Origin of the sequence: Falsiruegeria mediterranea M17 (assembly GCF_900302455.1) — a bacterium.
Taxonomy (GTDB): Bacteria; Pseudomonadota; Alphaproteobacteria; order Rhodobacterales; family Rhodobacteraceae; genus Falsiruegeria; species Falsiruegeria mediterranea.
On the sequence record NZ_ONZG01000018.1, the window covers coordinates 1 to 15,852 of the forward strand.

At 58.2% G+C, this 15,852-nt stretch carries 16 protein-coding genes; 14 read left to right on the top strand and 2 right to left on the bottom strand.

From position 1 onward, the window contains the following. Positions 1 to 191: 191 nt before the first annotated feature. Positions 192 to 992 carry a GNAT family N-acetyltransferase gene (locus tag TRM7615_RS23540; protein ID WP_108792386.1) on the bottom strand — a complete coding sequence of 267 codons (801 nt, stop codon included), beginning with the start codon at positions 990 to 992 and terminating at the stop codon, positions 192 to 194. Between the two features lie 351 nt (positions 993 to 1,343). Beyond that, positions 1,344 to 2,183 (bottom strand): universal stress protein, encoded by an 840-nt coding sequence (locus TRM7615_RS23545; RefSeq protein WP_108792388.1) that lies wholly within the window; start codon positions 2,181 to 2,183, stop codon positions 1,344 to 1,346. Between the two features lie 197 nt (positions 2,184 to 2,380). Here TRM7615_RS23545 and ccoN point away from each other — a divergent pair, with 197 nt between their 5' ends. The 14 genes from ccoN to TRM7615_RS23615 all read left to right on the top strand — a co-directional run bounded on the left by ccoN (position 2,381) and on the right by TRM7615_RS23615 (position 15,755). After that, on the top strand, positions 2,381 to 3,988 hold the full coding sequence (gene ccoN, locus TRM7615_RS23550; RefSeq protein WP_108792390.1) for a cytochrome-c oxidase, cbb3-type subunit I: 1,608 nt from the start codon (positions 2,381 to 2,383) through the stop codon (positions 3,986 to 3,988). Between the two features lie 14 nt (positions 3,989 to 4,002). After that, positions 4,003 to 4,731, top strand: a complete 729-nt coding sequence (gene ccoO / locus TRM7615_RS23555; protein WP_108792392.1) for a cytochrome-c oxidase, cbb3-type subunit II — start codon at positions 4,003 to 4,005, stop codon at positions 4,729 to 4,731. An 11-nt stretch (positions 4,732 to 4,742) separates the two neighbouring features. Continuing rightward, on the top strand, positions 4,743 to 4,928 hold the full coding sequence (locus TRM7615_RS23560) for a cbb3-type cytochrome c oxidase subunit 3 (protein ID WP_085794038.1): 186 nt from the start codon (positions 4,743 to 4,745) through the stop codon (positions 4,926 to 4,928). Then, positions 4,925 to 5,800 carry a cytochrome-c oxidase, cbb3-type subunit III gene (ccoP, locus tag TRM7615_RS23565; RefSeq protein ID WP_108792394.1) on the top strand — a complete coding sequence of 292 codons (876 nt, stop codon included), beginning with the start codon at positions 4,925 to 4,927 and terminating at the stop codon, positions 5,798 to 5,800. The genes TRM7615_RS23560 and ccoP overlap by 4 nt, the downstream gene beginning before the upstream one ends. A 406-nt stretch (positions 5,801 to 6,206) precedes the next feature. After that, on the top strand, positions 6,207 to 7,076 hold the full coding sequence (locus TRM7615_RS23570; RefSeq protein ID WP_108792396.1) for a LysR family transcriptional regulator: 870 nt from the start codon (positions 6,207 to 6,209) through the stop codon (positions 7,074 to 7,076). A 213-nt stretch (positions 7,077 to 7,289) separates the two neighbouring features. Beyond that, positions 7,290 to 8,717, top strand: coding sequence for a cytochrome c oxidase accessory protein CcoG (gene ccoG / locus TRM7615_RS23575; protein WP_108792398.1), 1,428 nt, complete (start codon positions 7,290 to 7,292; stop codon positions 8,715 to 8,717). A 2-nt stretch (positions 8,718 to 8,719) separates the two neighbouring features. Next, a complete protein-coding gene (locus tag TRM7615_RS23580) occupies positions 8,720 to 9,178 on the top strand; it encodes a FixH family protein (RefSeq protein WP_108792399.1) in 459 nt (152 codons plus the stop codon). Positions 9,179 to 9,182: 4 nt separating this feature from the next. Further along, positions 9,183 to 11,366: a heavy metal translocating P-type ATPase gene (locus TRM7615_RS23585; protein ID WP_108792401.1), complete on the top strand. Its 2,184-nt coding sequence runs from the start codon at positions 9,183 to 9,185 to the stop codon at positions 11,364 to 11,366. Between the two features lie 4 nt (positions 11,367 to 11,370). Then, a complete protein-coding gene (gene ccoS / locus TRM7615_RS23590; protein WP_108792403.1) occupies positions 11,371 to 11,529 on the top strand; it encodes a cbb3-type cytochrome oxidase assembly protein CcoS in 159 nt (52 codons plus the stop codon). A 22-nt stretch (positions 11,530 to 11,551) separates the two neighbouring features. Continuing rightward, a complete protein-coding gene (locus tag TRM7615_RS23595) occupies positions 11,552 to 11,956 on the top strand; it encodes a (R)-mandelonitrile lyase (RefSeq protein WP_108792405.1) in 405 nt (134 codons plus the stop codon). A gap of 97 nt (positions 11,957 to 12,053) precedes the next feature. Beyond that, positions 12,054 to 13,166 carry a hypothetical protein gene (locus TRM7615_RS23600; protein WP_108792407.1) on the top strand — a complete coding sequence of 371 codons (1,113 nt, stop codon included), beginning with the start codon at positions 12,054 to 12,056 and terminating at the stop codon, positions 13,164 to 13,166. 92 nt (positions 13,167 to 13,258) lie between these two features. After that, positions 13,259 to 13,456 (top strand): preprotein translocase subunit SecE, encoded by a 198-nt coding sequence (secE, locus tag TRM7615_RS23605; protein WP_085794047.1) that lies wholly within the window; start codon positions 13,259 to 13,261, stop codon positions 13,454 to 13,456. Between the two features lie 206 nt (positions 13,457 to 13,662). Beyond that, positions 13,663 to 14,196: a transcription termination/antitermination protein NusG gene (gene nusG / locus TRM7615_RS23610; RefSeq protein ID WP_108792409.1), complete on the top strand. Its 534-nt coding sequence runs from the start codon at positions 13,663 to 13,665 to the stop codon at positions 14,194 to 14,196. Positions 14,197 to 14,369: 173 nt separating this feature from the next. Beyond that, positions 14,370 to 15,755, top strand: coding sequence for a DUF3179 domain-containing (seleno)protein (locus TRM7615_RS23615; RefSeq protein WP_108792411.1), 1,386 nt, complete (start codon positions 14,370 to 14,372; stop codon positions 15,753 to 15,755). The last annotated feature ends 97 nt before the right edge of the window (positions 15,756 to 15,852 follow it).

The following is a 15,852-nucleotide window of genomic DNA, read 5'->3' on the forward strand; positions in this document are numbered from 1 at the left end:
GCCATCGCCCAAAACCTCCGGAAACTAGCAAAACTCAAGCCAATGGTGACAACCACCGGCTGACAACAAGCCTCAGCATCGGTCGTTCAATAAAATCAGCGCAGTAGCTAAACGCGCAACGCCAAAACCAACGACTTTTTCAACGAAATCAGCCCTTCGCTGCCATATGCTGCACCGGGCTCGAACGACCGCTAAGAGACGTTTGGCAACGACAGGCGCATTTCAGACTGAACGATGAAGCGATGAGCCCCAAGGTCCTGCAAAAGGGAACACAACGTGCTGTCAGCGGAATCGACATTGACCAATGTCAGCGAGCCGACCGTGGCTGCCGCAGCGAGGAGGTCTTCCAAAGCCGAAGGTTCGCTGGCGGCGATCTGATGCACGAGGCCACCTGCGCCGATAATCGCTCCACCCTTCTCATGCAGGAAGGACGTCAGCTTTGAGCCGGAAATGGTTTCCGTGGCGTTTTGCCAAGTTGGCTCCCAGCTCGAATACCTCTGAATGACATTCGCAACGGTGCCAAAATCCGACAGTTTGCATGAGGACCGATCAGGAGATGGATGGTTAAACCGATAGCAGTCGAGCTTTCTGGTCACATCAAATCCCATCTTCCGATAGAGACGTTCAGCGCCTTTGTTTCCCTCGATAACCTCGAGCCAAAAGCTCTCGATTCCGACATTCTCTGCCGCGCTTATCGCCGCCGTACCCAAACGGGACGCCAATCCCCGGCCTCTGTGGCCAATCCTGGTTCCGCTACCGATCAGATACCGTTTCGTGCTCCGCGTCGCGACGTTCCAAAACCCGATGACTTCATCATCGTCGACGGCGATAAAAGACGCCTCGGGGTCAAAACCTCTCGCGCTCAGCGCCGCTTTGAACGTGTCTGCATCTGGTTGCAACGGAACGATATAGTCAGAAAACGCGGCAAGCATGGCGCAATGCAGAGCATCCAAGTCAAATCCTGATGTGGCAAACGAAGCAATTCGCGTCATTTTGTGCTTTTCATGTCTCTAGGATGCGCACAAACGCAAAGAACAGTTTCTTGCTCGACCCGCAAGTCGTTGAGGTTTTTCCTTATCATTCGGACATCATCGGGTTCCAGGTTCTTGCCCGCGTTGTTCCAAGCAGACATTGGCGACCCTGCGGCGACCTGCTCCTTTGTCCCGCATAGCAGAAGTTGAAGCTACTCAAGTCAAAGTCTCACTTCAAAATCCTAAGAACCTCTTGCGACACTCTTCAAGAAGCCATGTACAAAAGAGCCCGCCACATTGGTGGCGGGCTCTTGTTGCTTCAATTTTTGCAGCACGGGTTAAGCTGAAAAAGGCATCTGCTTTGATTTCGCTCTAGTGCGCGAGGAACACCGGAACAGTTCCGTTTTCCAGCATGTTGCGCGTGGCGCCACCCAGGATTGCTTCGCGGAAACGCGAGTGGCCATAAGCCCCCATCACGATCATGTCGGCCTCGGTATCCGCTGCGTGCCGGTTCAGCACATCGGACACGCGCGGCATGGTTTTGCTGAGCACGTCGATCTCGCAGTGTACCCCATGACGGGCCAGCATCTGCGACAACAGCCCACCCGGATCGGAGCGATCAGGTCCGTGTTTCGGCGGGTCAATTACCACGATGCGCACGGTTTCGGCGGCAACAAGGAAGGGCAGGGCACGGCGGATTGCGCGCATCGCCTCAACGCTTTCGTTCCAGGCCACCAGCACAGTTTTAGGCTGTGCCACAGGATGCGCGTTGTCGGGTACGATCAGAACTGGCGCGTGCCCTTCGAACATTGCTGCCTCAACAATCGGCTCGGCCTCGGCGCCCTTGTCGTCGCCATAGGGGCGCTGCAACACCACCAGATCCGAAAAGCGCGCGCGATGTGCCACGTGCCGCCCGATGTCGGCGATCTGTGCCACGCCGTCCTCGGTGGACCAGCGCACATTTGTGCCCTCAAGATAAGCCTTGGCGGCCGCGTTGATCTCTTCGGCGTCGGTGTTGGCGCGTTTGAGTGACTCCTGCAAGATCATCGCGTTGGCCCCGGCATAGTAATATCCGGTTTGCGAACGATCGACGCCCAGGCAGAGCGCCTCGACATGGGCGTTCTGGGCCTCGGCCAAAGCGACCATCTGTCCAAGTGCCGCCTTGGGCATTTCGGGATCCGTCAGTACGGTTAGTAGAGATTTGTAAGCCATTTGAACCTCTTGACTACAATGCGCGCCGTTACGGATTACGCATTCTCGCATTCATTGAGTTATGCCTGTCACAGATTTCGCGTTAGAGTCTTGATACAGATCAAAGCAAGTTGGACCTCCGTTCTTCATGAAGCGCCTAGTCTGAATTCGTCTGGCGTGACGAAAGAATCGCGTGGGACAAGGCAAAGGGACGCAAAATGTCGAATTATATCAAGCTTATCGCGCTTGGTGTGGTGGCCATCTTCGCGATGATGGCGGCCAACTATGCGCGCGATCCGGCTTACATGGTGCATGCGATCATCATTTTGATCGTCACCGGTGGGCTATTTCTTTGGACACTGCGCCATACGGACGAGCCAGAAACCTACGTCGACTACTCGGGTGAGTATATGGACGGCGTGATCCGCTATGGTGTGATCGCGACGGCCCTGTGGGGCGTTGTTGGCTTTCTTGTTGGTGTGGTCATCGCCTTTCAGCTGGCGTTTCCGTCGCTGAACTTTGAATGGGCCGACGGCTATGCCAACTTTGGTCGCCTGCGCCCGCTGCACACCTCGGCGGTGATTTTTGCCTTTGGCGGCAATGCGCTGATCGCAACCTCGTTCTACGTGGTACAGCGCACTTGCGCGGCGCGGCTTTGGGGCGGCAATCTGGCGTGGTTCGTGTTCTGGGGGTATCAGCTGTTCATCGTTCTGGCGGCGACCGGGTACCTGCTGGGGTCGACCCAATCCAAAGAATATGCCGAACCCGAATGGCACGTTGATCTGTGGCTGACCATTGTCTGGGTCGCTTATCTGGCCGTGTTCCTGGGTACCATCATCAAGCGCAAAGAGCCGCACATCTACGTGGCAAACTGGTTCTTCCTTTCGTTCATCGTTACCGTTGCGATGCTGCATGTGGTCAACAACCTGGCCCTGCCGGTGTCAATCTGGGGCTCGCGTTCGGTCATGGTGATGTCCGGCGTGCAAGATGCGATGACGCAGTGGTGGTACGGCCACAACGCTGTGGGCTTTTTCCTGACTGCGGGTTTCCTGGGCATGATGTATTACTTCATCCCGAAACAGGCCGAGCGTCCGGTGTTCTCGTACAAGCTGTCGATCATCCACTTCTGGGCACTGATCTTCCTGTACATCTGGGCTGGTCCGCACCACTTGCATTACACCGCACTGCCTGACTGGGCCTCTACCCTTGGCATGGTGTTCTCGGTCGTGCTGTGGATGCCCAGCTGGGGTGGCATGATCAACGGCCTGATGACGCTCTCGGGTGCGTGGGACAAGCTGCGTACCGACCCAGTGATCCGGATGATGGTGATCTCGCTTGGTTTCTACGGCATGTCGACCTTTGAAGGTCCGATGATGTCGATCCGTGCAGTGAACTCGCTGAGCCACTATACCGACTGGACGATTGGTCACGTGCACTCGGGCGCGCTTGGCTGGAACGGCATGATCACCTTTGGTGCGTTGTACTTCCTGGTGCCTGTCCTGTGGAAGCGTGAGCGTCTCTATTCGCTCAGTCTCGTCTCCTGGCACTTCTGGCTCGCCACCATCGGCATCGTGCTCTACGCCGCGTCGATGTGGGTAACCGGCATCATGGAAGGCCTGATGTGGCGCGAAGTGGACGCCAACGGTTTCCTCGTGAACTCGTTCGCCGACACCGTTGCAGCCAAGTTCCTGCCCTACGTGGCACGCGGAGTTGGCGGTCTCATGTTCCTCGCTGGTGCAGTGATCATGTGCTACAACCTGTGGATGACTGTACGGAAAGCGCCGGCCAAAGAGGCCAGCCTGACCGTAGCAGTCCCGGCTGAATAAGGAGGGTCGGAGCAATGGCAATTCTCGACAAACATAAAATCCTCGAGACCAACGCGAGCCTCCTGCTGATCTTCAGCTTCTTGGTCGTGACCATCGGTGGCATCGTGCAGATCGCACCGCTGTTCTGGTTGGAAAACACCATCGAGAAGGTGGAGGGCATGCGCCCTTACACCCCTCTCGAACTGGCCGGGCGCGAGATCTACATTCGCGAAGGGTGCTACACCTGCCACAGCCAGATGATCCGCCCCATGCGGGATGAGGTCGAGCGTTATGGTCACTACTCGCTGGCGGCGGAGTCGATGTACGATCACCCGTTCCAGTGGGGGTCCAAGCGGACCGGGCCGGACCTGGCCCGTGTGGGCGGTCGCTATTCGGATGAATGGCACGTCGATCACATGCGCAGCCCGCAGTCCGTGGTGCCGGAATCGATCATGCCGAAATATGGCTTTCTGGAAGAGACCCGGATCGACGGGAAATACATCCAGGATGTCATGACCAGCCACTCAATGGTGGGCGTGCCCTATTCGGAGGAGATGCTGGCACAGGCGCAGGCCGACTTCCGCGCGCAGGCCGATCCGGACAGCGACTATGACGGTTTGCTGGAACGCTATGGCGACAAGGTGAATGTACGCAACTTTGACGGTCAGCCGGGAATTTCCGAGGCCGATGCGATCATCGCCTACCTGCAGATGTTGGGCACGTTGGTTGATTTCTCAACCTTCACCCCTGACGCGAGCCGCTGAGGGAGGGGATCATGGAAGAGTATACCTTTCTACGGCAACTCGCAGACAGCTGGTTCCTGGTCGGACTGTTTGCCTTTTTTGTAGGCGTGGTGTTCTGGGTGTTTCGGCCCGGCAGTACCAAAACCTATCAGGATACGGCGAACATCCCGTTCCGACATGAAGACAAACCCGCCACATCCAAGGAGGCGAGGCAATGAGCGACAATACGTCTGAAAAGAAGAACGAGCACGGGCATGGCACGACCGGTCACAGCTGGGACGGGATCGAAGAATGGGACAACCCCATGCCACGCTGGTGGGTCTGGACCTTTTACCTGACCATCATTTGGGGCATCGGTTACGTCATCGCATATCCTGCGTGGCCGTTGATCAACGGGGCAACTGCTGGGGTTCTGGGATGGTCGACACGTGCCGATGTCGCAGCCGAGATCCAGGCCGTCGAAGAGGCCAATGCGCCGATCAACGCCAAATTGGAATCGGTCGACCTGAATGCGATCGTTGGCGATGCCGAATTGAACACCTACGCGGTTTCGGCCGGTGGCGCCGTGTTCCGCACTTGGTGTGCTCAGTGTCACGGTTCGGGTGCAGCAGGTGCCAAGGGCTATCCCAACCTGTTGGACGATGATTGGCTCTGGGGCGGTGATATGGAGGCAATCCATCACACTGTGGCGCACGGCATTCGCAACGAAGAAAGCGATGATGCGCGCTACTCCGAGATGCCCGCTTTTGGTCGTGATGAGCTGTTGACCGAAGAAGAGGTCGATCAGGTCACCAATTACGTGATGTCGCTTTCGGGTGAAGCCAATGATGCCTCACAGGTCGAAGCAGGTTCGGTGCTTTATGCCGACAACTGCGCCTCGTGCCACATGGAAGACGGCACTGGCGACCGCGAACAAGGCGCGCCCAACCTGGCCGATGCGATCTGGCTCTATGGGGGGGACTATGAGGACATCAAGCATACGGTGACGTACAGCCGTTATGGCGTGATGCCCCCGTGGAACACCCGCCTGACCGAAGCGCAGATCCGCGCCGTGACGGCTTATGTCCACCAGTTGGGCGGCGGCGAGTGATTGCTGTTTGAGACACCTTCGGGCCTGATGGCCCGAAGGCAGGCGTCGGCTATTCGATCTGTTCGCGCGTTTCCTGAATAGCCGACGCTGATAACCCCCAGACTACGGTCTGGTTCGCAGCCCGTCCACCTTTGCAGGTGGACGGGTTATTTTATGCGCGGCTCTTGCGCGAGAACTGCGAGAGCATGCGGGTGACCGCTGATTTCTTTTTCACGACGGCGCCCTCCGGCGGCTCGGGAAAAGAGGGTTTCCGGCGGGGTGCAACACGCGCGGCGGTGAGGAAGCTGTCTGCGTAAACTCCAAGCATTGCGAATGTCCTTTGTTGTTGGTGTCTGACATTCATATTGATCGGGATCGCGAAAAATGCGACTCAATCAGAATTCACTTATGTAAGTCAGGATTACATATGAGCTGGCGAAACATGCCATCCTTGATCTCGCTACGCGCTCTGGATGCCTTTGCAGTAGAAGGAAACGTGGTCAAAGCGGGCCAGGTTTTGAATGTTAGCCATGCTGCCATAAGTCAGCACCTTAAGCAGCTCGAAGAGCATCTGGGGGTCTCGCTTGTTGATCGCAGCGGTCGCAACCTTGTTCTGACGGAGGAGGGTGAGCAGTTGGCGCGGGCCTTGCGGCTTGGCTTTGGTGCGATCACGTCGGCGGTCGAGGAGCTGATGCAGATCGACGCCGCGCGGCCTTTGCATATTTCGTGCACCTCGACCTTTGCGACCGTCTGGCTGATGCCGCGGCTGCCGGACTTTCGCTTGAAGCACCCCGAGATCGACCTGATGCTGGATCCCAACCCGCAGATCGTGACTTTGCGACCCGGGGGCGTTGATTTGGCGATCCGGCATGGTGACGGCAATTGGCCGGGTTTGGACGTTGAAATGTTGGTCCCATCCGCAATTTCTGTGGTGGCTTCTCCTGCGTTGCTGGAGGGTCGGCAAAGCGTGACGCCCGAAGAGTTGGGGGAACTGCCCTGGCTGGAAGAGATCGGCGCAAACGAAGCCAACACTTGGTTTGAATCTCATGGGGTTGAGCTGTTGTCGCGGGGTGCGCGCATTCAACTGCCCGGAAACCTGCTGATCGAAGGCGTGCGCGCAGGGCAGGGGGTCGCGGCCACGGTGCGCAAGTTTGTCGAGGATGATCTGGCCTCGGGACGATTGGTTGAGCTCTTCTGCGACGAAGTTGCACGGGGGTATTTCATCGTGACCCGGCCAGGCGTGCAACGACCTCCGGTCAAGGCGTTCCTTCAATGGCTGAGGCGCCAGAAATCATAGGTAATACTGCGAAATATGGGCGGTTTGAGGGCATTCGGGCCGATCCCACACTTTTTCCAGTCGCTTTGTTCGCAACTTCGCCCGGTCAACTCCAAACCAATCGGCGATCTTAAAACGTGAACCTTGGATGCGCTTTTTGACCCATGTCAAAGTTGCCTCATGTATAACCTGTGAAAACACGCCTCGATTAACCCCATTATCTGGAGTGACGCCGTGAGCGATTCCGAGCCCGCCCCCAGCCTGTACGCCGCCAGGGAACCGATTTTTCCGCGACGCGTGTCAGGGCCGTTCCGTAACCTCAAATGGATCATCATGGCGGTGACCCTCGGGATCTACTATCTGACCCCGTGGATCCGCTGGGACCGTGGCCCCAGCCTGCCGGATCAGGCCGTGCTTTTGGATATGGCGAACCGGCGGTTCTATTTCTTCTGGATCGAGATCTGGCCGCATGAGTTCTACTTCGTCGCTGGCCTGCTCATCATGGCGGGGCTTGGCCTGTTCCTGTTCACCTCGGCGCTTGGCCGCGTCTGGTGCGGATACGCCTGTCCACAAACCGTATGGACCGACTTGTTCATCTTGGTGGAACGCTGGATCGAAGGCGACCGCAACGCCCGCTTGCGCTTGCATCGTCAAAAGAAACTGGATTTCCGCAAGGTTCGTTTACGGGTCACGAAGTGGATCACTTGGTTGTTGATCGGTCTGGCAACCGGTGGGGCCTGGGTGTTCTATTTCGCCGACGCACCAACGCTCGCCGTTGATCTGGTGACCGGCAATGCGCATCCGATTGCTTACACCACCATGGCCATTCTGACCGCGACCACCTTCTTTTTTGGTGGATTTGCCCGCGAGCAGATCTGTATTTACGCCTGCCCATGGCCGCGCATTCAGGCCGCGATGATGGACGAAGATACACTGACCGTTGGTTACCGCGAATGGCGGGGTGAGCCGCGCGGCAAAGGCAAGCGGACAGCTGATTCCGAGCTTGGCGACTGCATCGACTGCATGGCCTGCGTTAACGTATGTCCCATGGGAATCGACATTCGCGACGGGCAGCAGATGGAATGCATCACCTGCGCGCTGTGCATCGATGCCTGCGATGACATGATGGAAAAGATCGGCAAGCCGCGCGGTCTGATCGACTACATGGCGCTGAGTGACGAAGCCGACGAGCGTTCCGGTAAGCCGCCCAAGAACATCTGGAAACACATCTTCCGTCCGCGCACGATGCTTTACACCTCGCTTTGGTCCCTTGTGGGGGTTGGCCTGCTGTTTGCGCTGTTCATCCGGTCGGACATCGAACTTACCGTGGCCCCGGTACGGAACCCGACCTTTGTGACCCTGTCGGACGGCTCGATCCGCAACACTTACGACGTGCGTTTGCGCAACAAGCACGGGGAAGAGCGACCCTTCCAGCTGTCCATCGTGGGCGACCCCTCCATGAGGATTGAGCTTGAGGGGCTCTCTGGTGATACAGTGGACGTGCCTGCCGACACTTCGTTCCTGCAGCGGGTCTACATCGTCGCGCCCAAGGATACGGGTCCATCCAACACTGGTAGCACCGATGTCCGGATCTGGATCGAGGATACGTCGAATGGGGATCGCGCGTTCAAGGACACGAACTTTAACGGAAAGGGCAACTGATCATGGCCGAGCGTGAGTTTACCGGCAAACATATGTTGGCCATTTTCGTTGGTGCCTTCGGGATCATCATCACGGTCAATCTGATCCTGGCCTACAACGCTGTTGCGACCTTTCCAGGGCTTGAGGCCAAGAATTCCTATGTCGCTTCGCAGCAGTTCAATGAACGTCGCGACGCGCAAGAGGGGTTGGGTTGGACCGTTGATGCCAAGGCCAAGGGCGGTCTGGTGATCCTGTCGATACTGGATGAGGCGGGTCAGCCGGTTCAGGTGGCAGAGCTTGAGGCCGTTTTGGGTCGTGCAACCCACGTGCAAGAGGATTTTGAGCCGGATTTTCAGTTTGACGGCACTGCCTATGTCGCCAAGGCCTCCTTGGGTGGCGGTAATTGGAACATCCGCATGAAGGCCAAGGCGCACGACGGCACCGAGTTCGTCCAGCGTGTTGTGCTGGATGTGAGGGGCTGAGCTGATGGCGACGGCCACTGCACGACCTCCATCAGCCGCGGCTTGTCCCGGCTGTGTTGCGACCCCGACCGAGCCTGCGCGCCCGATCCCCGAGGACGTGCAATTGGCTCTGTCCTTGCCGACCATCCACTGTCAGGCCTGCATATCCAAGGTCGAACGGGCCTTGAACGCGGTGCCGGGTGTGCAATCGGCTCGGGTCAACCTGACGCTCAAACGGGCGATGATACAGGCCGAGCCCGAGATGCGTGCCGATGCCTTGATCCCCGTGCTCAAGGCCGAAGGGTTCGAGGCGCATGAGCTGGACGCGGGCGCCTTGTCTGTCACTGGCAGTGACAAGGCCGGGCGCGAGCTGTTGATGCGGCTGGCGGTGGCTGGCTTTGCCTCGATGAACGTCATGCTGTTGTCGGTATCCGTCTGGTCAGGAGCCACGGATGCGACACGGGACATGTTTCACTGGATCTCGGCGGCGATTGCGTTGCCGGCGATTGCCTTTGCGGGCAAGCCGTTTTTTGAAAGCGCCTGGAGCGCGCTGCGGGTGCGCCGCCTGAACATGGACGTGCCGATTGTGTTGGCCATTGTGCTGGCGCTGGTCACTTCGCTTTGGGAAACGGCGCTCAGTGGCGAGCATGCCTATTTTGATGCGGCTCTGACACTGGTGTTTTTCCTGTTGGCGGGCCGTTATCTGGATCACCGCACCCGCGCCATTGCGCGATCGGCGGCGCAGGAGCTGTCGGCGCTTGAGGTACCTCGCGCGTTGCGGATCGAGGATGGCGTCGAGCATGAGGTTGCCGTGGCCGACCTGCGGGTGGGTGATCTGATCCGGGTGCGTCCAGGTGGGCGGATGCCAGTGGATGGCGAGATTGTCGAAGGGCAGTCAGAACTCGACCGCTCTCTGCTGACCGGGGAAACCGTTCCCGTTTACGCGGAACCCGGCACGAGCGTGAGCGCGGGCGAGGTCAATTTGACTGGGCCGCTGACCATCCGCGCTTCGGCCGTTGGATCGGACACGTCCTTGCACCAAATGGCCGATCTGGTGGCTGTCGCCGAATCCGGACGCTCGCGGTACACGTCGTTGGCGGATAGCGCGGCAAAGCTTTATGCGCCGGGCGTGCATATTCTGTCTGCGCTCAGCTTTGTCGGTTGGTATCTTTATTCCGGTGATCTGCGTTCGGCGCTGAATATCGCTGCTGCGGTTCTGATCATCACTTGCCCCTGCGCCCTTGGTCTGGCCGTGCCTGCGGTGACGACTGCGGCTTCTGGTCGGTTGTTCCGGAAGGGGATGTTGATCAAACACTCCACCGCGCTTGAGCGTTTGGCCGAAATCGACACGGTCGTTTTTGACAAGACCGGCACGTTGACCCAAGGCACGCCAGAATTGACCAACCTAGATGGCATTCCGCATGAGATCGCTTCGATTGCAGTTGGTTTGGCGGGGGCTTCGTCGCATCCGTTGTCACGCGCAGTGACCCAAGCGGCTGAAGCGGCGGGGATCAAACCAGCAGAGGTCTCGGATGTAACCGAGGTGCCAGGCTTTGGGACGCAAGGCATGCTGAACGGTCAGACCGTTCGCTTTGGTCGCGCCGCCTGGGTTGGTGCCGAGCAGGGTGTGCATACTGCTGCGTGGTTGTCGGTGGATGGGGCGGATCCGGTTGAGTTCCAGTTCAACGACGCGCTGCGCCCCGGGGCCGAAGAGGCAGTTTCATCGCTGATCGCATCGGGCAAGCAGGTGATCTTGATGTCTGGCGATACCACTGGTGCTGTTCAGGCCTTGGCCGAACGCCTTGGCATCGCGGATTGGCTGGCCGAGGCCTTGCCGCAGGACAAGGCCGCCCGGATCGCCGAGATGACCGAAAAGGGACAGCGCGTGCTGATGGTTGGCGACGGCTTGAACGACACGGCGGCCCTGACTGCGGCGCATGTCTCGATCTCTCCGGCAACGGCGCTGGATGCAGCGCGAGTGGCGTCGGACATCGTGCTGCTTGGCACGGACCTCTCCCCGATCGCAGAGGCCTGTGACGTGGCGAAGAAAGCGACACGGCGGATTCGCGAAAACTTCCGCATTGCGACGGTTTACAACGTCATCGCCGTGCCATTGGCCGTGGCGGGACTGGCCACGCCGTTGATTGCCGCCTTGGCGATGTCGACCTCTTCGATTACGGTTTCGCTGAATGCACTGCGGCTGAGGTAGACCGATGGAAGTGATCTCATTCCTGATTCCGATTTCCCTTTTTCTGGGTGCCGTTGGTTTGATCGCCTTTGTCTATACCGTGCGCAGCAACCAGTATGACGACCCCGAAGGCGATGCGCGCCGCATCCTCAACGATGAATGGGACGACAAACCCAAGCCTTGAACCTGGAAAGGAACCAGCCCCGATGGACATCTACCGCGCAGGCACCCGCCCATCCCGCAAGGCCAAGGCGGATTGGTTCACCGGCACGGTGTGGCAAGACCCGATCATCGAGGCACCTGAACCAGCCCGGATCAGAGCTTTGCGTGTGGGGTTTGAACCCGGTGCGCGTACGGCGTGGCACACGCACCCTTTGGGGCAGACCTTGCATGTGCTCAGTGGGGTAGGGCTGGTCGGATTGCGCGGCCAGCCACCTCAAGTGATCCGCGCGGGCGATACGGTGTGGATCCCGCCGGGTGAAGAACACTGGCACGGCGCGGGCTCTGAAACCGGAATGGTGCACCTTGCCATGCAAGAGGCACACGAAGGACGCGTGGCCGATTGGCTGGAACAGGTGAGCGATGCGGATTATCTGACACCGCCCCAGTAACCCTCTGATTGTTTCACTTTCGACATGACGTTGGCCAAGTGTTGACGCAATTTGGCGTCATTGAATTCTTCAGGACATTTGTTTTCGGAGAGTTTCAATGCTGAGTTTGTTTTTCAGATTGCCGTTTTGGATGTATTTGGTGATGGCCGTGTGTTTTGGATACATGACCGAGCGGTTGGTTGTTAAAGACCGAAAGAAAGACGCCGAAATAACCGAGGCTCTGAAGCAAGACCCGCCTCAGGTTGTTGATCTGAGCGGCTATGATCCGGCTCGCAACAAGGCGCTTGCGGATGAGGTCACGGTCTCGGGCTGGATCAACACCGAGCACAACACCGAACTGACCAAATCCAAGAACGGTATCACCACCGGCACGCGGTATATGTTTGTGATGGCGGGAGAAGGTGATTCCGAAGGCTCCCAAATTGCGCGTGCGGTTCTTATTCTGACCGAGGCCGAGCGTGATTTCTTTGCCGAGAACTCGGGCCAGTTCCTGAGTGGTTTGTTGCCGCAAGGGTTCGAGATGACGTTCAATGGGCGCGCGACGTCATCCATGTCGTTCTCGGATGTGGCCCGCAAGGCGATGAAAGAACAGGGCGTTACACGGGCCGAGAATTTCTTTTACCTGCAGCCGTATTTTTATGGACGTGAGGCCGCTCTTTCGCCTGACCCTAACGCGGCTCTCGACATCCGCACGGTCGGGTATGGGATCGCGGGTGTTTTGGTTCTGCTTGCACTCAGCAAGATCGTGATGCGTCGGAAGAACAAGCGCCCGCAAAAAGGGGACAGCTTTGCCAACGGGCCGATCGTCACGTCAGGGGTTGATCTACAACCGCAGACGGTTGCACGCACAGCCCATGCCAATGACAGCCCCGTGGGGCGGCTTGCAACTGCCGAACCGTCGCAGTCCAGCGAGGTCGAAGAGCAGGTCAGTTTGGTGGGGCGCCATGTTCCAAAACGGGCAACCCAGATTTGGGTCAATATGCTTTGGGGAGTTGCTGGAGTTGCTGCGGTGTTCATCCTGCCTCCGATCTTGGCTGCCATGGTTGCCGTGGGAATTCTGGCGTGGCGAATGATGCCGCAAGGCCGCGTGCAGCCTGAAACTGGTGGGATAATGTCGAGGGTATGGGCAAGGCGGAGCAAAGAGGTGTCGCGCAAATTGGCCAGCGACCCGTTTGAACGCCTGCGTCAACCGGATCACCGTCAAGTTTGACACGCTCGGGGATGGCGGGGCAAAGCGGCCTTGAATTTGCCAGCCAGCCCCGTTATGTCCCCTTCATTCGGTAGAGAAGGAACGACAGCCAAATGGCCACCACCAATCCGATCCAGTTTATTCAGCAGGTCCGCGCCGAGGTTTCCAAGGTCGTCTGGCCGACCCGCCGCGAAGTTCTGCTGACCACGGTCATGGTGTTCATCATGGCGGCCCTGACAGCGGTGTTCTTTGCATTGGTCGATCTGTCGATCCGCGAAGGGCTCAAGCTGGTTTTGGGTATGTTCAGCTAAGGTTGAACAGGCAAAATACCGCGTTGCCTCTTGCGCATTTTGCGCTGTCAGAGTAGGTGACGCGTTACCTTCGGGATGGGCGTGCGGCGATTCGAGTTGCGCGCCGCTTTTTATTCCGGGAGTTGCGGCAAGAGAGGTCGCAGGCAAACACAGGTTTTTGGGCCGGTCCGAGTGGGCGGGCTGAACAGGACAAGGACGGCAGGTTCATGGCGAAACGGTGGTACTCGGTCAGCGTACTTTCGAACTTCGAAAAGAAGATCGCGGAACAGATCCGCACCTCCGTGGCTGAGCAGGGTCTGGAAGACGACATTGATGAGGTTCTGGTCCCCACCGAAGAGGTGATCGAAGTTCGTCGCGGCAAGAAGGTCACCACCGAGCGCCGCTTCATGCCTGGCTATGTTCTGGTTCACATGGAAATGTCGGATCACGGCTATCACCTGATCAACTCGATCAACCGCGTCACTGGTTTCTTGGGCCCGCAAGGCCGCCCGATGCCGATGCGTGATGCCGAGGTGCAGGGCATCCTTGGCCGCGTCCAAGAAGGCGAAGAGGCACCCAAGCTGCTGATCACCTTCGAAGTGGGCGAAAAGGTCAAGGTTAACGATGGCCCGTTCGAAGACTTCGACGGCATGATCGAAGAGGTCGACGACGACAATCAGCGCCTGAAGGTGTCGGTGTCGATCTTTGGCCGCGAAACCCCGGTCGAACTGGAATTCACCCAGGTCACCAAACAGATCTGATGACGGTTCGGGCGCGATGTGTGCCTGATCCCTTTAGCGCCGCCGATCCAATCCCGTTCACTTATCTCTGAGCGAACGTGATTGGATCAGCGGCGCAATTGCTTCAACAGTACGCTTAGAAGAACTGGCGCCCGGGATGGGTGGGTTCACAAGGCTAGCTGAGCGAGGCGTTCATGTTTTCTGTTATCAATTTCTACATCCGGGTGCTGTGCCTGCTGTTCTTGGCAGGCAGCTTCTTTGCGGCGCCAAGAACAGTAGACGCGCAACAAGCGAGCGAACTGCCTGCCTATGTGATCGAAGAATTCGGGCAGCCGCCCGCGGTCCCCAAAGGATCGCTCTCGCGGGATCTCAAGCGGGCGGTGCGTACGGCTTTGGTCGACAGTCTAGAGCAATCTGTTTGGGGGCCGGACCAGCAAGACGCCCTTGCCACGATCGCGCAGTCCAAAGATCCACGCGTTGCCTGGGCCATCAGTGACATGATGCGATTTTCCTGGCGGCAGAGTTTTGATGATTCTCTGGCCGAGACCGCGGCGACTTTGTTGGGGATCACCTATTCCTCGGACCAGCGTTGGGATCAGATAACCGACCATCTCATTGCCTGGGACATCCCGGCATACCCTGGATACCTGAAAACCAAGCGTGCCATTTTCACTCAGCTTGTACCGGGTTGGAGCCGGATCTTTGTCAAAGGGGACATCGACTGGCGGCTGGTGTCTTGGGGTGGCGTGCAGATTGATGATCGCCCCTTTGATCAGACCGACATCGCCTGCAATTGCATCCCGGCGGCTGATAACCCCGAGGTCAGCTCCGCCAAGGAAGCGACATGGCTCAAAGACAGCGATATTATCTTCGGGATTGAGGTGAATGGCGAATACCGCGCCTATCCCCGCCGCATCATGGAAGTGCGCGAGATGGTTAATGACACGCTTGGCGGTCGCGATCTGGGTATTCCCTATTGCACGCTGTGTGGCGCGGCCCAGGCTTATTTCACGGACGGATTGCCAGCGGGGGTGAAGCGCCCTGTTCTGCGCACTTCGGGCCTGCTGATCCGCTCCAACAAGGTGATGTATGATCTCGAGACCTTTTCAGTGTTCGACACGTTTCTGGGCAAGGCCGTGACCGGGCCGTTGGCGCGTCGGGGCATTGTGCTGGAGCAGGCCACGGTTGTTACGTCAGATTGGGGTTCCTGGCGTCGTGCCCATCCGGAAACAACAGTTCTGATCGAAGAGTTGGCCTTGGGGCGCGACTTTGACTTTCGCAACGGTCGCGATGCGAATGGGCCGATCTTTCCGATTGGGGATGTCGATCCAAGGTTGGGGGTTCAGGAGGATGTGATCGGTGTGATCACGGCCTCAGGTACGCCGGTGGCTTTCCCCCGCAACAAGGCTTTCCTTGCCTTGCGCGCAGGAGAAGAGATTGCTTATGAAAACGTTCGGCTACAATTGGACGCGGGCGGGATCAAGGCGATTGGCGCGGATGGGTCCGATCTGGGCAGTCATCAGGCGTTCTGGTTCGCCTGGTCACAGTTCTATCCGGGCACCGTACTCTGGACGCCTTGAACACCTTCAAAGGGGCGCTTGCAATACTCCAGGCGATGCTCTAACAGGCGACTCTGCTGCTTTTGCGGCAGATTCCCCTGTGGGAGGTAGCGTGATC